Annotated in this window: 16 protein-coding genes; 9 read left to right on the top strand and 7 right to left on the bottom strand. The window is 53.0% G+C overall.

Features of this window, described 5'->3' with window-relative positions:
* The first annotated feature begins 42 nt into the window (after positions 1-42).
* The 7 genes from RIC29_04530 (at position 43) to RIC29_04500 (ending at position 11,401) form a co-directional block, all read left to right on the top strand.
* The gene (locus RIC29_04530; GenBank protein MEQ8734167.1) at positions 43-2,601 is read left to right on the top strand and encodes a TonB-dependent receptor; all 2,559 of its coding nucleotides are present in this window, start codon (positions 43-45) and stop codon (positions 2,599-2,601) included.
* Between the two features lie 332 nt (positions 2,602-2,933).
* Entirely contained in the window at positions 2,934-5,504 is a 2,571-nt protein-coding gene (locus RIC29_04525; GenBank protein ID MEQ8734166.1) for a TonB-dependent receptor, read from the top strand.
* Between the two features lie 94 nt (positions 5,505-5,598).
* Positions 5,599-7,095 (top strand): ABC transporter substrate-binding protein, encoded by a 1,497-nt coding sequence (locus tag RIC29_04520; protein MEQ8734165.1) that lies wholly within the window; start codon positions 5,599-5,601, stop codon positions 7,093-7,095.
* A gap of 40 nt (positions 7,096-7,135) precedes the next feature.
* Complete coding sequence (locus RIC29_04515; protein MEQ8734164.1) at positions 7,136-8,665, top strand: ABC transporter substrate-binding protein; 1,530 nt, start codon at positions 7,136-7,138, stop codon at positions 8,663-8,665.
* Between the two features lie 92 nt (positions 8,666-8,757).
* Positions 8,758-9,792 (top strand): chromophore lyase CpcT/CpeT, encoded by a 1,035-nt coding sequence (locus tag RIC29_04510; protein ID MEQ8734163.1) that lies wholly within the window; start codon positions 8,758-8,760, stop codon positions 9,790-9,792.
* A complete protein-coding gene (locus RIC29_04505) occupies positions 9,789-10,826 on the top strand; it encodes a chromophore lyase CpcT/CpeT (protein MEQ8734162.1) in 1,038 nt (345 codons plus the stop codon). The genes RIC29_04510 and RIC29_04505 overlap by 4 nt, the downstream gene beginning before the upstream one ends.
* The gene (locus tag RIC29_04500) at positions 10,823-11,401 is read left to right on the top strand and encodes a twin-arginine translocation signal domain-containing protein (protein MEQ8734161.1); all 579 of its coding nucleotides are present in this window, start codon (positions 10,823-10,825) and stop codon (positions 11,399-11,401) included. Before RIC29_04505 ends, RIC29_04500 begins: the two co-directional genes overlap by 4 nt.
* On the opposite strand, the gene RIC29_04495 is transcribed toward RIC29_04500, so the two are convergent.
* Entirely contained in the window at positions 11,370-11,834 is a 465-nt protein-coding gene (locus tag RIC29_04495; protein MEQ8734160.1) for a DUF1330 domain-containing protein, read from the bottom strand. The genes RIC29_04500 and RIC29_04495 overlap by 32 nt on opposite strands.
* Before the next feature lie 78 nt (positions 11,835-11,912).
* Complete coding sequence (locus RIC29_04490; protein ID MEQ8734159.1) at positions 11,913-12,527, bottom strand: hypothetical protein; 615 nt, start codon at positions 12,525-12,527, stop codon at positions 11,913-11,915.
* Between the two features lie 72 nt (positions 12,528-12,599).
* Here RIC29_04490 and RIC29_04485 point away from each other — a divergent pair, with 72 nt between their 5' ends.
* Positions 12,600-13,052 (top strand): DUF3598 family protein, encoded by a 453-nt coding sequence (locus RIC29_04485; GenBank protein MEQ8734158.1) that lies wholly within the window; start codon positions 12,600-12,602, stop codon positions 13,050-13,052.
* A gap of 11 nt (positions 13,053-13,063) precedes the next feature.
* Here the strand turns inward: RIC29_04485 and RIC29_04480 are convergent, their stop codons facing one another.
* On the bottom strand, positions 13,064-13,948 hold the full coding sequence (locus RIC29_04480; protein MEQ8734157.1) for a thermonuclease family protein: 885 nt from the start codon (positions 13,946-13,948) through the stop codon (positions 13,064-13,066).
* Between RIC29_04480 and RIC29_04475 the strand changes: the two genes are divergently transcribed.
* The gene (locus RIC29_04475; GenBank protein MEQ8734156.1) at positions 13,931-15,430 is read left to right on the top strand and encodes a M48 family metalloprotease; all 1,500 of its coding nucleotides are present in this window, start codon (positions 13,931-13,933) and stop codon (positions 15,428-15,430) included. The genes RIC29_04480 and RIC29_04475 overlap by 18 nt on opposite strands.
* A 71-nt stretch (positions 15,431-15,501) precedes the next feature.
* Here RIC29_04475 and RIC29_04470 read toward each other — a convergent pair whose 3' ends face one another.
* The 4 genes from RIC29_04470 to RIC29_04455 all read right to left on the bottom strand — a co-directional run bounded on the left by RIC29_04470 (position 15,502) and on the right by RIC29_04455 (position 17,732).
* On the bottom strand, positions 15,502-15,987 hold the full coding sequence (locus RIC29_04470; protein MEQ8734155.1) for a CarD family transcriptional regulator: 486 nt from the start codon (positions 15,985-15,987) through the stop codon (positions 15,502-15,504).
* Positions 15,988-16,393: 406 nt separating this feature from the next.
* On the bottom strand, positions 16,394-16,729 hold the full coding sequence (locus RIC29_04465) for a ferredoxin family protein (protein ID MEQ8734154.1): 336 nt from the start codon (positions 16,727-16,729) through the stop codon (positions 16,394-16,396).
* A 43-nt stretch (positions 16,730-16,772) separates the two neighbouring features.
* Positions 16,773-17,240: a TerB family tellurite resistance protein gene (locus RIC29_04460; protein MEQ8734153.1), complete on the bottom strand. Its 468-nt coding sequence runs from the start codon at positions 17,238-17,240 to the stop codon at positions 16,773-16,775.
* Between the two features lie 108 nt (positions 17,241-17,348).
* On the bottom strand, positions 17,349-17,732 hold the full coding sequence (locus RIC29_04455; protein ID MEQ8734152.1) for an RNA-binding S4 domain-containing protein: 384 nt from the start codon (positions 17,730-17,732) through the stop codon (positions 17,349-17,351).
* Positions 17,733-17,741: the final 9 nt, after the last annotated feature.

The raw sequence follows: 17,741 nt of genomic DNA, 5'->3' as shown, positions 1-17,741 counted from the left end.
AGACTCCTGAGAAATCAAGACGCCCGGGAAAGGGGACACTTAATGATACTAAAGAAACTTGGCCTTAGAGGTCTCGCTCTGGCGACTGTTGCCGTAGTGGCTTTACCGTTGCACGCCGAAGCTCAGCAAATCGCACTTGAAGAAATTGTGGTGACAGCGCGTAAGCGGTCTGAAAATCTGCAAGACATTCCCATTGCCATTTCGGCCTTCTCAGCTGATGACATTGATCGCGCGGGTTTCACCACGCTTGAAGATCTGTCATTGCAAGTTGCTGGCATGCAGTTCTCGGCACAGTCAGGCGCCCTTGCTGGCCGTTTGGTTGACTCCATTCGTTTTCGCGGCATGAACGTTGACTCCACGCTTCCAACAGAACAATTGGGTGCGTTGTTTGTTGACGGCATCTATGTGCTTGGCGGGTCCCAATCCATTCCGTTCCTTAACATTGACCGTGTCGAAGTGATCAAAGGGCCCCAGTCAGCTTACTTTGGTCGCTCAACCTTCGGCGGAGCCGTCAACTACGTGACATCTAATCCTTCGTTGACAGACTTCGAAGGCAAGGTCATGGCGGACGCATCAACACACGAACAACTGGACATCAGCGCCAGCCTCGATATTCCTTTGGTGCAAGATGTTGCCGGTCTGCGCCTAGGTGCGCGTGCCTACACACGTGGAGGTTTGTATCGCGCCTCTGATGGCGGGGAATTGGGTGAAGAGTCCTCCTTCTCCATCGATGGCACGTTCTACGCCGAGCCCAACGACAACCTGTGGATCAAAGCCCGCGCCTTTTATGCAGAAGACAGTGATGGCCCGCCAGCTGCTGGTTACATTCAAGGTGAGAACAACGATTCATGTTCTGGCTTGACCCTCACATCCAAGGCCGGCGAAACCTTTAACCCAGTCCGCTGGTTCTGCGGCAAGGTTCCTGAGATCGGCGAAGCTATCTCCGCTTTCGGCACAACCAAAATTATTGATTCCAACACCACGCTGATTTCGCCAACGACAGCGTTCACCATCGGCGACCCGTTTGCGGTGCGTGACTTTTTCGCTGGCCTCGATAATCCACTGAACGTGCCAACGGTTAATCACGTGGGTATGGAACGCCGGGTCCATCGTTATTCTTTGGCGGCAGACTACACCTTTGATAACGAAATGAGCCTCTTTGGTCAGTTCGCGTATAACGAAACAGGCACAAGCTGGATCCGTGATTTCACGGCCAGCCCCTTTGACGGTTCCTTCACCCGTGACCCTCGCGAACAACAGGATTTGTCTGGTGAAGTCCGATTGAGTTCCAATCAGGAAGATCGCCTGCGGTGGTTGGCCGGTTTAAGCTACTATGAGCAAGACTTCACATCCTCCACAACTGGCGGCGACGCAACCCTATCCTGTTTGGATTACCTCGTTCCTGGATTACCTCATGCTCCGACCGCGTCCAGCAACTGTCTGCCGAACTTCTTCTTCAGCAGCCCAGGATCGTTCCGCGTTGGCGGGGGTGAATCTGATCAGGTCGAAACCAAGGGCGTGTTTGGCTCTGTGGAATACGACCTCAACGATCAATTCACTTTCACCTTTGAGGCGCGGTATCAGGAAGATTCGGTCACGAAAGGCACGCCGCCTGATTTGTTGACCGTTAAGTACAAGGCGTTCTTGCCGCGTGCAATTTTGCGCTACCAACCTACGGAAGAACTGACCACCTACATCAGTTATGCCAAGGGTGTTCTGCCGGGCACGATCAACCAAGAGCTCATTATTGCAGACGCACAGGAATTGGTTCAGTACCAGGCTCAATACCCGAACGCTGAAGATTTTCTCTCAAAGCAACTTCTTGATATGTATGAACTTGGTATCAAGCAGACCTTGTGGGACGATCGTGTGAGCTACAGCTTTGCCGCTTATTTCGGCAAGTGGACCAACCCCGTGGGTCGTGCAACAGCGCTCATTCAGGAAACCTGTGATGCAGGCCGTGTCGGCTCTGGTGGATGTCGCTTCGATCTCGGTGAAGGCACACCGGGTGGTTTGGCAACTCTGCCAGACGGCTCGCCGTTCTTAAACTCCCGCGTCTTCCGCCTTGGCGGTGAAGCTGAAATCTACGGCCTGGAGTTTGAAGGGTCGGCTCTTCTGTCTGAAGGCTGGACCACTGATGTATCCATTGCCTGGGCACCAAGTGAGTACAAGACTTTCGAGGCCAACTTCGTAGAACCATACGGTGTACCTGCCGACGTCTCCGGCAACTCCATCAACCGGTATCCCGAGTGGACCGGCTCGATCTCGTCAACCTACACCACGTCGCTTAACAACACATGGGATGGGTTTGTACGCGCTGATGTTGTTTACTTTGGCAAGACCTTCCCAGAAGTCGACAACTTGGCCTACTGTGATGATTACATCACGGCCAATGCCCGCGTCGGAATCGAGAAAGAAAACCTGCGGCTCGAAGCTTACGTCAAGAACATGTTCAATGACCAAAGCTGGACAGCCTGTCAGCGTTTCTCTGACTTTGATGGCATTCCCATCAATTTCTCGTTCCTGACAGCCTACCAGGGCATACAAGCCACACCGCAAGTGCCGCGTCACTTCGGCATTCGGACGTCCCTCAACTTCTAAGTCCGACACCAAAAACAAGACCCTAACGCCCCGGTTACCCCCGGGGCGTTTTCTTTTGCCCAAAGACCAATTTTACTTCAGTAACTCCCCATCCATAGTCTGGATATTTTGTTTTCCCCCAGATTGCAGTGTGTTGCACAAATATCGCGCACCACAGCCGTTTGGCGGGATGGTGAGGTTTTGACTTTTCCAGCGCACCAATTCCTTTAGTCTCCCAATCTCTTCGGCTGCAATAGGGAATGCAGGCTGGCGCCACTTCATTGCAGACCCTGCCTTAATTGCACTGAGGATCGTACGAATTAAATCCAAGACACCCACGAAAGGGAAGATTCATGAATTCTAAGAGACTTGGCCTTCGAGGACTCGCTCTTGCGACAGTCGCAACATTGGCTTTGCCGTTGCACGCTGAAGCTCAGCAAATCGCTCTCGAAGAAATCGTCGTCACCGCGCGTAAGAGATCTGAAAGCCTGCAGGAAATTCCTGTCGCCATTTCAGCTTTTTCGGCTGAGCAGATGGAAGTGACCGGGGCTGCGAACCTGGTTGATCTAACGAAATTCACGCCTGGTATTCAGTTTAACGAGCAAGGCGTGCAAGAGCCTGGCCGTTTGTACACCTCGATCCGTTTCCGCGGACTGGGTTCAGAAATTAAAGAACCGTTTGGCCAAGTGGGCTCCGCCTTCGTTGATGGCATTTATGTCTCATCCGGTGTGTCCAGTTTTGGAACTGAAAACTTCGAGCGTATTGAAATCGTCAAAGGCCCATCCTCTGCATGGCTTGGGCGGTCGACCTTTGCCGGTGCGGTGAACATGATCACCAAAACGCCAAGCACGACTGAGTACTCAGGCCGCATCACCGCAAAATTTGCGGAAGATGGCACTTACGATTCTTCGTTCTCACATGAAGGTCCGCTTGTTGAAGACAAACTCGCGTATCGTGTGTTCGTTCAAGGCTACGGCACAGATGGCCAGTACACGGCCAGCGATGGCGGTGATTTGGGCAAAGAACGCACAGACACACTGAGTGCGACACTTTACGCCACACCGACTGAAAGTCTGAGTATCAAACTCAATGCCATCTACGCCAAAGATAATGATGGTGCCCCTTCAGGGTTGTTCATTACAGGACCTCAAGGTCTGCGCGGCAACAACACAGCTGCCGTCACAAACTGCTTCTCCAGCGGTACAACAAGCCCCCTGACCACGCGCCGTAATGATGGCGTGAACCCGCTGACCGACTTCATCTGTGGCGAAATTCCAACCGGATTGGACAGCTTGGTTGATTCCAACACAACCGTTCAGCCTGACTTTATCACTTTCTGGAACGAGATTGTTCCTCAGCCTGACGGGGCGTTGTTCCTGGACAAAGTTGGCATTAAGCGCAAGCAGCGCCGCGCCTCTTTGAACATTGATTACGACCTCAATGCCGGTGGTATGTTGGAAGGGTCAACATTCACAGTGCTTGCGGGCTACGGTAAAGAGCAAGTAACCAGCATCCGCGACTTTGATATTTCTCCTGCCGACAACTGGTTGTCGCGTGATCCGCAAATTATTGAAACCAAGCAATTCGAAGCGCGCTTGGCCTCCAACCAGGACAACGCTTTAACCTGGTTGCTGGGCGTCAGCCTGTTCGATGCAACCTTCTCCAGCCAGTTCTCTGGCGGTGAAGTTGTCGTCGGTGGCGATGGTGGCTTAACCATTCCTGCCACTGGACCTCTGGCTGGGTTTGATCTCGACAGCTTTTTCGGACGCACACCTGATGGGTTCTGCCCTTGTGGCTTCCCGCCACTTGACCCACCACCGATCAACACGGGTAAGACTTTTGGTGTGTTCGGCAGTGTCGGCTATGACATTACCGATCAACTGGGCATCGACTTTGAATGGCGTTGGCAGGAAGATAAGATTCGCGCTGAATCTGCTTCTATCCAAAACTCCTTTGCCTTCATTGAACCCTTTGTTACAGGCGGCGGCACCGGCCTCGGCGTTGAACTTGGCGAAGAGTTCAAGAGCTTCCTGCCACGCGTGACGTTGCAGTATCAACCCACTGACGAAACCAACGTCTGGGCGACCTACTCTGAGGGTAACAACCCAGGCTTCTTCAACCTCGACCTGATCACGCGCCCGGAAGCTGACATCGCTCTCTTGCGGGCCGCTCTTCCTGATGCGGGACTCTTTGTGGATGAAGAAAAGCTGCAAAACTACGAGTTAGGCTGGAAGCAGCAACTCATGGACAACCGGATCAACTACTCGTTGGTTGGGTACTTCATGGAATGGAGCAACCAGAAAACCCGTACAGCGGCAGCGTTTAACCGTCCTGACGGTTCACAAGGCATCGCCAACATTGTTGTGGGTGGATTCTCCACCGACATTATGGGGGCGGAGTTTGAAGGGGCCGCTGCATTAACTGAAAACCTGACCTTGAACGTTGGCTTGAACTATGCCGACGCTGAGTTCCAGAATTTCGAATGTGGCTTTGCCGATAAATTTGCACCGGCGGACCCAGACAACGTTGTGCGTTGTGATGGCAACTCGCCAGTACAATTCCCGAAATGGAGTGGATCATTTGCCACAACATGGACGGATAGCCTGACCAACAACTGGGATTACTTCATCCGCTTCGACGGGGCCTACACAGGCAAGCGCTACACCGATGAAAAGAACTTCTCTTACATCGGATCGCAGTGGTTGTTTAACCTGCGTGTTGGTGTGACCGACGAAAATCTGCGCTTGGAAGCCTTCGTCACCAACCTGTTTGATGACGACCAGTACCTCGCCGGTAACCGTTGGACCGACTTCTCGGCTGACACAGGTGGTTTGTTCCCGTTCGAGTTTGGCAATGCGAACGGCATCGCTTTGACTGCACCGAAGAAGCGTCAGTTCGGTGTCCGCGCGGCTTACAACTTCTAGGCTTTAAAGCCCAATCTGAGACGTCAACGCCCCGGCCCCATCGGCCGGGGCGTTTTCTTTTGCCCATAGCACGTCAGATGCTTACCTTATTTGTATGTTGAAACGCATTTGTATACCCCTGCTGCTCACCGCAGCAATAAGCGCGCCCGGCTCAGCGCAAGAGATTCTAAAAGTCGGCACGACCGCGCTGCCACCGACCCAAGGGAACCCTTACCGCAACACGGGAAACCCGCATATTCATACCTGGTCGGCAACCTTCGATGGACTGACCCGCATAGATCGACAAGGCGCACTCCAACCCTGGCTGGCAACATCCTGGGAGGCCATGGATGAATTGACCTGGCGCATCACCCTCCGGGACGACGTGACTTTCTCGAACGGTGTGCCGCTTACCGCTGATGCAGTGGTCTCTGTTATCAACTTCTTGATAAGTGATGATGCCGTGCGTGAAGCTATCGCCCGCGAGTTTTCCTTTGTTAAAGGGGCAGTGGCGATTAACCCCAAGACCGTTGAAATTGTTACGTCAACGCCGGCGCCCCATTTGCCGCGGACCTTGCCGCTTTTATATATGGTGGAACCGGGCCAATGGCAGCGGCTTGGACCGCTCGGCTTTGCCGAAAAGCCTATCGGTACCGGGCCTTATCATCCCGTTGATTTCGGCGCGGCGCGTATTTTGTACGAGGCTGTGCCGTCATCCTGGCGAAAACCTATCATCCCGGAAATGGAGATCATTGCCGCACCAGATGCCTATGCCAGAACCCAGGCTGTGATGGCCGGACAAATGGACATCGCCTTGGCGCTGGGGCCGGAAGAAGCCGGCACAATTGCCCGCACGGGCGGCGTCAGCCTGAGTTGGCCGACGGCGGCCCTGTGGGCCATCAATTTCCACCACGGCAAAGGCACCCCGCTTGATGACGTGCGTGTGCGTGAAGCCCTGAACATTGCCGTAGACCGGCGCGGTTTGGTTGACGGACTGCTGGCAGGACTGCCCGAACTGCTGACACAACCGGCAGCGTCAAACGTCTACGGGTTCGATCCCTCTTTGCCGCCCATTCCGTTTGATCCCGAACGCGCCAAACGTCTGCTGGCAGACGCCGGATACCCAGATGGATTTAGCTTTGTTGTCCAGGGCGTCATCGGGTCTGGGGCAAACGATGCTGCGATGTACCAGAAAATTGCTCAAGACCTCGCCGTGATCGGTGTCATCATGGAAATCCGCACTTTTCCGGTCACCCAGCTTATTCGCAGCGTGATGCAAGGCGACTGGGAGGGTGATGCCTTTGGCTTAACCTATGCGTCGGAACCGACCGTCGATGTTCTTCGCCCCATGCGCAACCATTCCTGCTTGTGGGTGCACCCATGGTATTGCGACCAACGAATCATGCCGGCCATTGAAGAAGCTCTGGTGACATTTGATTCGGAACGCGGCCTGAACCTTCGCCATGACATCATGAAGTTCTATCGCGAAGAATGGGTGTCTCTGTATCTGTATCAAATTGTGCGCTTTGCCGGTACCGGTGGTAACGTGCGCGGCTTCTCTGAAATCCATGGATTTGTAAGCTTCGAAGACATTCATTTTGTAAACAACTAGCATGTGTATTCACTCGGCACTTCCGTCAGGACATTTCGAAATGACCCGTAAAAAGAGACACTCACACCTCCTGAAGATGTCGGCTTTTTGCCTTAGCCTGATCGCAGGAACGCCGGTTACTGCCAATGCTGAAACCGTGATGCGCATGGGGATGTCGAGCTTGCCGCTCTCACTCGGAAACCCCTTCCGCACCGGCGCAACACCGACCATTTATTTCACACCGGCGATTTTTGATGGTCTGACCCGGATTACCAGAGACGGAACACTTACACCCTGGCTTGCGGTGAACTGGGAAGCCGTTGACGAAACAACATGGCGTATACACCTGAGAGACGGCGTTGCGTTTTCAAACGGCCAGCCGCTCACTTCGGAATCGGCAGTTTTCGCCATTAATTATTTGGCCAGCGAAGAGTCTTTGCCCGAAAGTTTACGGCGCGAACTTCCAACCTTTGTGAGCGCCCGTGTGCTTGATGAGCTCACCTTCGAGGTCACCACAGCTGCGCCCGAACCGCTGCTTATGCGATCGATGACCATTTTTCCCCTGGTTGATCCTCAACACTGGCAACGCTTGGGTCGTGAAGGGTTTTCGAAGGAGCCAATCGGGACCGGTCCCTTTAAGGTCGACTCCTGGAGCGCGACCGACGCTCAAATGACCGCCGTCAAAACATCCTGGCGTCCACCACAGGTTGACCGCCTGGAAGTGCTTGCTATTCCGGACCGGTCCGCCCGCATTCAAGCCTTGCAATCTGACCGGATTGATTTCGCCATAGAGTTCGGACCCGAGGACGGCGTGCTGATTGATCAAAGCGGTCTGAAAGTTGAAAAGTGGATCGCGGCTGAAACGGCGGGCCTATCCTTTATCCTCACGCGCAAACCAAACATGCCCTTACAAGATGTGCGCGTGCGCGAAGCGCTTAATTTAGCGGTCAACAGAGCCGTTATCACTGAGGTTCTTCTTGAAGGGGCAACCGTTGAGGCGACGCAACCGGCACCGCGATCGGCGCTGGGTCACAACCCAGACCTGGCTCAAATTCCCTATGATCCAGGCCGCGCCCGCGCTTTGTTAAAAGAAGCCGGTTACGAAGACGGCTTTAAGATTATTGCCAATGTGGTCAGTGGCATTGGGGCCGGCACATCGGCGTTGCAGGTGATTGCCAATGATTTTGCAGCAGTCGGCGTAACGCTTGAAATTCAATCTCTACCGATCCAACAGTTTCTTAGATTTCTGGGTCGCGGCGGCTGGCCGGAAGAAATTGATGCGTTTTCCATGAACTGGCCTGTCTGGCCCTCGCTCGACAGCCTGCGTGCCCTGCGCCTGCATTCCTGCCTGCGCCGCGAGCCTTGGTACTGTGATGAACGCATCATGCCGCAAATCGACGCCGCTATGATGGAGTGGGATGAAGACAAGTCCATCGCCATGCGAGAAGATATTATGGCGTGGTACCGTGACCAATATCCCGCCGTGTTTCTGTTTGAGGCCCCGCAATTTGCCGGACTCCGAAATAATGTTGAGGGATTCTCAATGGTCAACCAGATCATTTCATTTGAGACTCTGCGTTTTGCCCAATGATTTAAGAGGCGCTCCAGGACTCGTGTCTTGGCAGGCTGGCGTTTAATTCCTAGGGTACTTGCAGACATAGAAATTCTGATCAGGGGATCTGTATGAAGGCGTTCAAAATAAAGATGGTCAAAACGGCACTATTTTGCGCTGTACTTTTCCTCACTCATGGCGTCACGGCACAGGACCGCAGCTACACCTTGGTCGAGCGGGAGCTTGAGTACCTCATGGAGATATGGCCAGGTGACCATGACAACCGGGAGCAACTGCAATTCGATCGAGATGTCGGAAAAACATCTATCGAAACCGGCAGACATCTGCGCGTCCACGGTCAGATACGGCGGGTTGACCTGCCAGCCTTTGGAGACCATGTGCTGTATGTCGAGGAATATAAAGACAACGATCCCACATCAATCTTTCGTCAACGGCTCTACGAGCTGTCCGCAGAGGAAGACGAAAAAGCAATTCGTATAAAGTTGCACTTCTTTAAAGACGGAAAGAAATACCTCGGGGCCCATGATGATCCGTCTAAGCTGAAGGGTCTGACGCGTAACGACACGGCGGTGCTAGAGGGCTGCGACGTCTTTCTGAAACGCGATGTAAATGTGCTGGCGGGCGGCATGAAACCCAAAACCTGCATTTTTGGCGAAGGTGATAATAAACGCTATTCTGACTATCAGCTTCGGGTCGGCGAAACGGGGTACTGGTTCCGGGATCGGATTTTGTCTTATGAGACCGATGAAACACTGGAGGGTCTCGCAGAGTTCACATGGCATCAGCTTGAACGCGCACGTTGGTTTCGCTGCATGATTGACTTCCCTTACGAGGAGGGTGGCCGCCCCATCAACACCGTTGAATATGTCCGCATCCATGATCAAGGCGGCACCCATCACTTCACTTACCGTGATGGCCGCGAGATGGTCTTCACCTTCCGCAACAACTGGTCCTACGGCATGCAGCGGGAAACCCTGGTGATTGTTGTTCAGGAGGACGATGAAACCGGGCCGACACTAGTTTACAGCTGGGGTCAACCCGGTTCTGACCGCATTGGTGTTAATCCCGGTTGGATGCGCCTGCAGTGCGATCTGGATACCGAGAAAATGAACAAGTTCCAGAACTGGCTCAGGCCCGACTCATGAGAACTGCAAAGTGTTTCTCAAAACGCCTTGTCCTGACGCTAGGATTGGCTTTGGTCTTAGCGGCACCCGTCAACGCCGAAGAGCGCCGCTATACGCTGCTGGAACGCGAGCTGGAATATCTGATGGAAATCTGGCCGGGCAATTTCGACAATCGGGAGCAGGTCCAGTTTGATGCAGATATGGGCAAGCCAGACTATGAGTCCGGCGCACATCTTCGTGTTCACGGGCAGGTTTCCCGGGTCGACTTGCCGCAATTTGGCGAACACATTCTTTACGTCGAAGAATATAAAAATGACGATCCGAAAGATATTTTCCGGCAACGCCTGTATGAGCTGTCGGCAGACGAGTCCGAAAACGCCATTCGTATCAAGCTGCATTTTTTCAACGACGAAGAGAAATACCTAGGTGCTCATGACGATCCTTCCCTCTTGCAGGGCCTAACCAGAAACGACACCACCACAATTCAAGGCTGCGATGTCTTCCTGCGTCGGGATGGGGCGTCTCTAACCGGTGGCATGAAGCCGGGCGATTGCACCAGCGAAGAAAGCACAGACCGTGTTTATTCTGAATATCAAGTCCGCGTTGGCGATGACGGGTATGCGTTTAGAGATCATTTTGTATTTGCTGACAACGGCGAGGAAGTAAATGCCGTTGCAGGGTTTCAATGGCATGACTTGCGCCGCGCCCGGTGGTTCCAATGCATGATCGATTTTCCCTATGAAACCGGCAAGCCGGCCATGTACACAGAACATTACCCACGAGTACACGACCAGGGGGGCATTTTCAGCTTCACCCATCCCGATGGGCGCCCAATGACCCTCTCTATGCGCAATCGCTGGTCCTATGGCATGCAACGGGATTCCTTCGTGATCAAGGTGCATGACGGGGGCGAACCGGCGCCAGATTTGGTTTACGCCTGGGGATCACCGGGCGATGACAGAATTGGCCTCAACCCAGGCTGGATTCGCGTGCAATGCGATTTGGACACGCCCCTGAACCGCACCTTGCAGAAAAATCTAAGGCCGGATTCATGAAGACAGCGAAACAAAGCCGCCGCCAGTTTATTACGGCAGCAGGAGCGGGTGCCGTCTGTGCGGTGACCGTTGCGCGTTCAGCCTTAGCACGCCCAGAAATGCCAGCAGGTTTTATGAATTGCGCCGTCGTTCAAATGCGGACCCATTTTAAGACGCAAAGTCCTTTGGCACCGGCAGAAACCGTCCGGCGCATGTGTCATCTGATCGATGAGTGTGCTCAGTGGGGCGGCAGAGTCGACTTGGTGGTTTTTCCAAATTCAGAAAATCTAACCCTAACCGAAGGTAACCCCGAGATTGAGGTGTTGAATCGCAAGGCCCGTGCGTTGGGCGCAGCTCTAGCTTTTAAAGGCTCCTTTGTCACAAAAGCCACTGACACTACATCGGCTTTTGTTCTTATTGATCCGAAAAACGGCGCCGCCACACACTTAAAAAAACACGCTGCGCACCTCTTGAAACAAAGGGGCGATGTGCCACATTCCCCCCCTCATGATCTAATTCGTTATGTTCAGGTGCCCTTGTCAGGAATGAGATCAGCCAACAAGCCTATGGATTCTTTTGCGGGTCTTGCTGGCTAAACAGACGCTTGGGCGCTGTGCCGTCAATATGGGGCGGTGGGGCATTCAGCGGATGAACCGTCACTGAAATTTGGCCGGCGCCGGCGCGCAAATGGCGAATAGCCTGATAATCGTCTGAATACCAAAAGCCTCTGGCCGCTTCAACACAGGGAAACTTAGCCCCAATCACAAACTGATTGTCTGGCCATTCGCCCTCAAACACTTCGGTTGGACGCGTGAATTGATAATATCCCTGTTGTTCAGGGTAGGTGCTTAATTGCCGCAATTGTTCACCATACGCAGTCATTGGCTCCCGATTCTCGCTCTGACGAACCAGCACCAGCATTATCACCGGCGATGTGCAGTCTGCTTGAATCGAGTCCGGCTCAGCGGCGGCGCGCTCACCACCCGTAAAGAGTAATGTTACAACTCCAGCGTAGACAAAAAACTTCATATCCCATCCCTTCTCAAATTGCCCTATGTCAAATTAACTGAATCAAATTAGGTGCACGAAGTTAGCGCATGTCAAATTTTAAGTGGCCACAGCGGGACACCCTCCACGGTCTATCAACCCCCTGGCACGCAGGTCTTCATAGACCGAAACGAAGTGAGCAACTGTTCCCGGCCGATCATACAACTCTAACCAATTTTGCTCACAAAATGCGATGATGGCTGGGCCACCCAAATAAGCTTCCCAGAGCACACCAAGCAAAGATGCTAAGTCTTCCTCGCGCTCTTGTGTGGCCGCATCAACAATCGCAGCTGCATTGGCTTCGGCTTTCAGGCCCGTCTCAGGTCCGGCCCCAAGGCCAAAATCGGGCAGCCCCCTTCGGGCGCGTGGACAGATTTGCCAATGAGCGATCTCGTGCAAAAGGACAGCGGTTTCAGTTTGGATTGCCACCTCTTTGCCATTCCAGCTAAAGCCCTGCTCGGGCTTGGTATCAGTCATGGGAATGCCAAGCTGGCCACACAGCGTGACAACATCAGCATGGCCAGCCATAAGGTCGGTTTTTAGGTTTGGCGCACGGCTAACACTCGCGGCTATTTTTCGGAACGCGCTTTGTGCGCCGGGCGAGTCCTTTAAGGCACTCTCCAGGGACGGAAGAATCTCTTTAAGCTGATCTGGGATGATAGAGGACAGCATCATGATCAGCGAGTCTTAACGTTCCACCGCCGTACAGTCTAGAATGCTTGTTGCACAGCATAAGGTTCAGTTGAGATGACAACGCTCAGAGAAAATATGTCCCTGGTTGCTTCCAACGAGGGTGTTTGGGAGGGGACATATTCTTTTATCTCTCCTAGAGGCTGGATCAATGACCGTTATGAATTCAAAATCATCCTCACCATTTATGACGACCCAAACAGGTCATACCGACAAGAGAGTTATTACACTTGGGCGGATGGGAAAACCGAGGAGCGTGTGTTTGAAGCCGGATATGATCTTGAAAAAAACCAGATGATTTGGGACGATGGCAGAATTGCCGGGCATCTTTGGGAAATAGATGAGACGTCATTCCATCTGCGGTTCGGTTTCTCGGCCATGCCAGACGTGCAGTGTTTTGAAACCGTGCAAATGTTCGCCGGCGGCGCAAAACGCGGGCGCACGTGGCTATGGTATCGCAATGGAGAACTCTATCAGTATGTTCTGATCGACGAGCGTCGCACGGCTTAAACGCCCTTTAGTTATTTATCTAAAATTTCAATCTGCTCTGGATGGGTAATATCAATCAGTGGGCCGTTAAAATCTTTAACCCAGCCGCGCACCCGGAGGCGTTGCCCTTTAAACGTTAACGGATCCAGATCAGATTGCTGAAACAAACGGTCGGACTGACGGTCAAGAGACGCCGTAAAATCGGTCCGATAATCGGCACCGAAATTGAGATAAACCCGGCCACGGACCCGCGCGGCCTCAACCACCGTGCCTTCGATCAATTGAAACGTGCCAAAATATCTTTCAAGGTTTTCTGGCTCTGAGTCCCGAACTGCATAATACGCCAGGCTCCATATACCCAATCCCTCCTCTCGGGCTTCTGACTCTTTAAGCAAAAGTGCCGCTGCCATACTGCGATTATCTGAGAACGTATAAACACGCGCCAATCCGCGACGGACCATTTCTCCCTGTAGCCACAGGCGATCTTCTCGAACGGCCTGGGCCAGCACTCGTCCATAACGATCTTGCCCATTCCCATCCACATACAACTTTATGGGTTGACCTGCGGTCAGGTCTTCAAGTGCCTGTTTCGCAACCTGCGCCAAAGGCCACTCTCTAAAGTCAGCGCGTCCTAAAGGCAGCTTTGGCGCTTGAATGCCGGTCAGCCGGACCTCTCTGCCATCAGTCAATTGCAGTGTGTCACCATCAATGACGATATCTGCGATGCCTTGACCAGAAAACATCAGGTCTTCGGGCGTTGGAAGGCTTTGCGCAAACGCCCCTTCCAGCGGCAACACGGCCACAGCAAAGAAAAATCCTGAAAGGATGTGAACAAATCGATACATTTGGGCGTTTATACTAGGGTCATGATGAATGACATCACCGGAGACATCAGAGTTATGAGAACCAACTACCACTCTACACCTGTTTCATCCCGCCGGAAATTCTTGGCCTTTGGCAGCGCTGGGGTTGGATTGGCTTGTCTCGGAGGTTGCAGCACAAACCCGGCAACCGGGCAGGATAGTGTTACCGGTTTTTATTCCTTAAAAGATGACATTCAGATGGGCCAATCTGAATACCCCAATCTGATCCGGGCCTTTGGCGGTGCCTACGACGATGTCCGCCTGCAAAGTTATATTGTCAGAATTGGCAGAGATTTGGCGAGTCGCTCTGAACTGCCAGAATTGCCCTGGGACTTTACCGTTCTGAACACACCCATCGTTAATGCCCTGGCCTTACCCGGGGGGAAAATTGCAATTACCCGCGGTTTGCTTGCCGTCGCCAGTTCAGAGGCCGAAGTCGCCGGGGTTCTGGCCCATGAGATCGGCCATGTCACCGCGCGGCATACGGCCCAACGCCAAACACGAGGATTGCTGGCGAACCTTGGGCTCGTCGCCTTAGGGGTGGCCACCCAAAATGCGCAAGTAATGCAACTCAGCCAGACGGTGGCTGCAGGATATTTGCAAGGATTCTCGCGCAGCCAGGAACTCGAATCGGACACTTTGGGGGTGCGGTACTTAAATAACTCCGGATATGACTCCGACGCCATGGCAACCTTTTTGGCGTCTCTGCGGGAACACAGTCAGCTTGAAGCCCGGCTGCAAGGTCTATCGCCCGGCGTTGTTGATGAAAGCAACATGATGGCCTCCCACCCCCGTACCATAGATCGTGTGCGGCAGGCCCAGGCCGCCGCTGAACGGACCGGCGCAGGGAGAGACGGACGCGAGAACCGGGATGTATACCTAAACGCCATCAACGGTATGGTGTTCGCGGATGACCCGGATCAGGGTTATGTGCGCGGACAGGACTTTCTGCATGCCGGGATGCGATTTGGCTTCCGCGTGCCCGACGGATTTTTGTTACGGAACGGCACCAGCCAGGTCACGGCCCAGAACAAGAATGGCGCAACCATTGTGTTTGATGCCGCCAAGGCTGAACGTTCAAGGAGTTTGTCTGAGTATATACAGTCAGAATGGACCGAGGGCCTAAACCTTGCGGATGTGCAGACCATTGATGTTAACGGCCTTACCGCTGCAACAGGACGGGCGCGGATCAATACCCAACAAGGCTCCGCAGATTTAAGAGTGGTTGCGTATCAGTGGGAAGGCTCACAGCTCTTTAGGCTGATGTTTTTGACCCCGGTGCAAGACGCGCGCGCCTATGAAAATGGAATCCGGCAAACGATTTACAGCTTCAGACGTCTGAGCGACGCTGAAGCTTCAGACCTTAAACCTTTACGTCTGCTCACGGTCGAAGCCCGGCAGGGAGACAGTGTTAGCGCCTTAGCTCAAACATTACCTTATGGCAGCTTAAACGAAGACTGGTTCCGGATGCTGAATGACTTATCATCAGGTCAACCGCTTCCGGTTGGCCGCTCAATCAAAGTCGTTACCGGATAAATGGCGCTAAAAAAAGAAAACGCCCCAGACACTGTCTGAGGCGTTTTCTGATGATAAATGCCTAAACCTATTTACGCAGCACTGAGGAGTTTTTCCAACTTCGCCGTCGCTGTTTCAGGCTTAATTTTTTCAACTGCTGCCATTTCATGAGCAAGGCGTTCCAGCGCTTGTTCATAAATCTGACGCTCGGAGTAGGATTGTTCCGGCTGGCTGGTGCCGCGATGCAAATCCCGCACCACTTCCGCAATGGAGACGGGGTCACCTGAATTGATTTTGGCTTCGTACTCTTGCGCCCGGCGGCTCCACATGGCGCGTTTGACGCGCGCACGACCCTTGAGCGTGGTCAATGCCTGATCCATTACCTTGCGTGTGGACAATTTGCGCAAACCTGAATTTTCAACCTTATCCACCGGTACACGCAGCGTCATTCGGTCGCGCTCGAAGCTGACAACAAACAACTCTATTTCTTGCCCACCAATAACTTGTTTTTCGATGTCAGTGACTTGGCCCACACCATGAGCGGGGTACACGACAAAATCGCCTGTTGAGAATACCATCCCTTTACGAACGTCCTTTTCCTTGGTTTTTTTGCTCTCTGCACTGGTCTTTTTCGGCATTATTCGGCTCTCTTATTCCAGTTTTTACGCTGACACTTCGAACCCGAGCAGCCCCCCAGCTGCCCTAACAAACTAAAGGGCCATGTCGTATGGCCCTTAAGGTCCTGCTTATCTTTCCACGGGTCCCGATGCTTCTTTTCGTGCGTTCCTTACAGAGGGTTTAGAGCCTCCTAGGCATACTGCAGCGCACAACGGAAAAGGGATGCGAAAAAATAATCCGCCATTTTTCATAGGCGGATTAAGAGCTTATACCAAATTTGCGGCGCAAAAGACAGCCTAAAGTCGGCACCAGGCTGGCGCCGCTCTATACTGCAGAGGGCCTTGTTAGCCCCAATCGCGTTTGAAATCAGCCAGAATTGCCAGGATTAGTGCTGAAATGCTCTTTCTTGCCTGGTTTGCCGTCCCACTCTTCACCATCTGACGGAGGTTCGCCCTTGGCCGTGATGTTTGGCCACTTATCCGCGTATTCAGCGTTAAGCGCTATCCAGTCTTGTGTTGATTCTTCCGAATCGGGAAGAATCGCTTCCGCTGGGCATTCCGGTTCACACACACCGCAATCAATACATTCGTCAGGATGGATGACGAGCATATTTTCACCTTCATAGAAACAGTCCACCGGACATACTTCTACGCAGTCCATAAACTTACATTTGATACAATTCTCAGTGACGACGTAGGTCATCTTATCTCTCTCCCCACACGGCCCATTGGGTGCCATCCAAAATCTAGGTCTCCTGGTCGAGCCCTAGGTGTTCCAAAGCGGCCTTGCGTGCACGACCACTGTCTTGATCCGTAACATACAACAATCCGCTGACTCGGCGTACTAAATTTGCTTCGAAGTCGTCAAGTACACCATCAGCGTAAACAACTTCCCACAGCATCTGCATCAACTCAACGCGACGGTCGTATTCCATATTATCTTTAACAGCACGCGCAAAGCCATACATCTGATTAGACTGCGCCACACGTTCGATGGCGTCCTCAATAACATCATTCAACTCAGACTCTGGAAGCTTGAACATATGAGCAAGGACGTCTTTGACCTGCATCCGCTCAGTTTCATCAAATGTGCCGTCGACAAGCGCAGCCTCAACCAGCAATGCCGAGGACGCAACTTGAACACATGGAACTTGCGCGTTGACAGTGCCTACGGTCTTAGAGGTTGAGAGAAATGATTTTAAAGCATCAAGCATAAGGGGAAGTAGCGCGTCAGGGACGCAGGATCAAGGGGTTTGGATTAAGAGACTTGGTTTAAAAGATTTGGAACAAGACTGGTTATTCAATGATGTTCATCACCAAGGTTAATCACCTCGACTGTCAATAAAGAATTTCTCAAGCGCCCGCCGCTCTCGTTTTGTTGGCCGGCCTGAACCTGGTACACGATACAATGGTGCTTCAGCTTTTGCGCTGTCCAGCCGTTCCGGAGGGTGCGGCTCATCATAAAGCAGAGCAGCTTCAGAAGCTGGACCTCGGCGAGACCCGAGCGCTTTGACACTCACCGTGCGCCTGACCGGGCCGACGGTAAATACAATCAAATCGCCGACATGCACGAGACGGTTTGGCTTGCGACTGACCTCGCCGTTCACATCCACACGCCCCTCTTTGCAGTGCGCCTGAGCCAGCGACCGCGACTTACAAAACCGGGCAAACCACAACCACTTGTCAATTCTCAGTCCGTCATTCACGGCGCAGAT

The organism is Rhodospirillaceae bacterium (assembly GCA_040219235.1).
Taxonomy (GTDB): Bacteria; Pseudomonadota; Alphaproteobacteria; order Rhodospirillales; family Rhodospirillaceae; genus WLXB01.
This window is presented reverse-complemented; position numbering and strand designations above follow the sequence as displayed.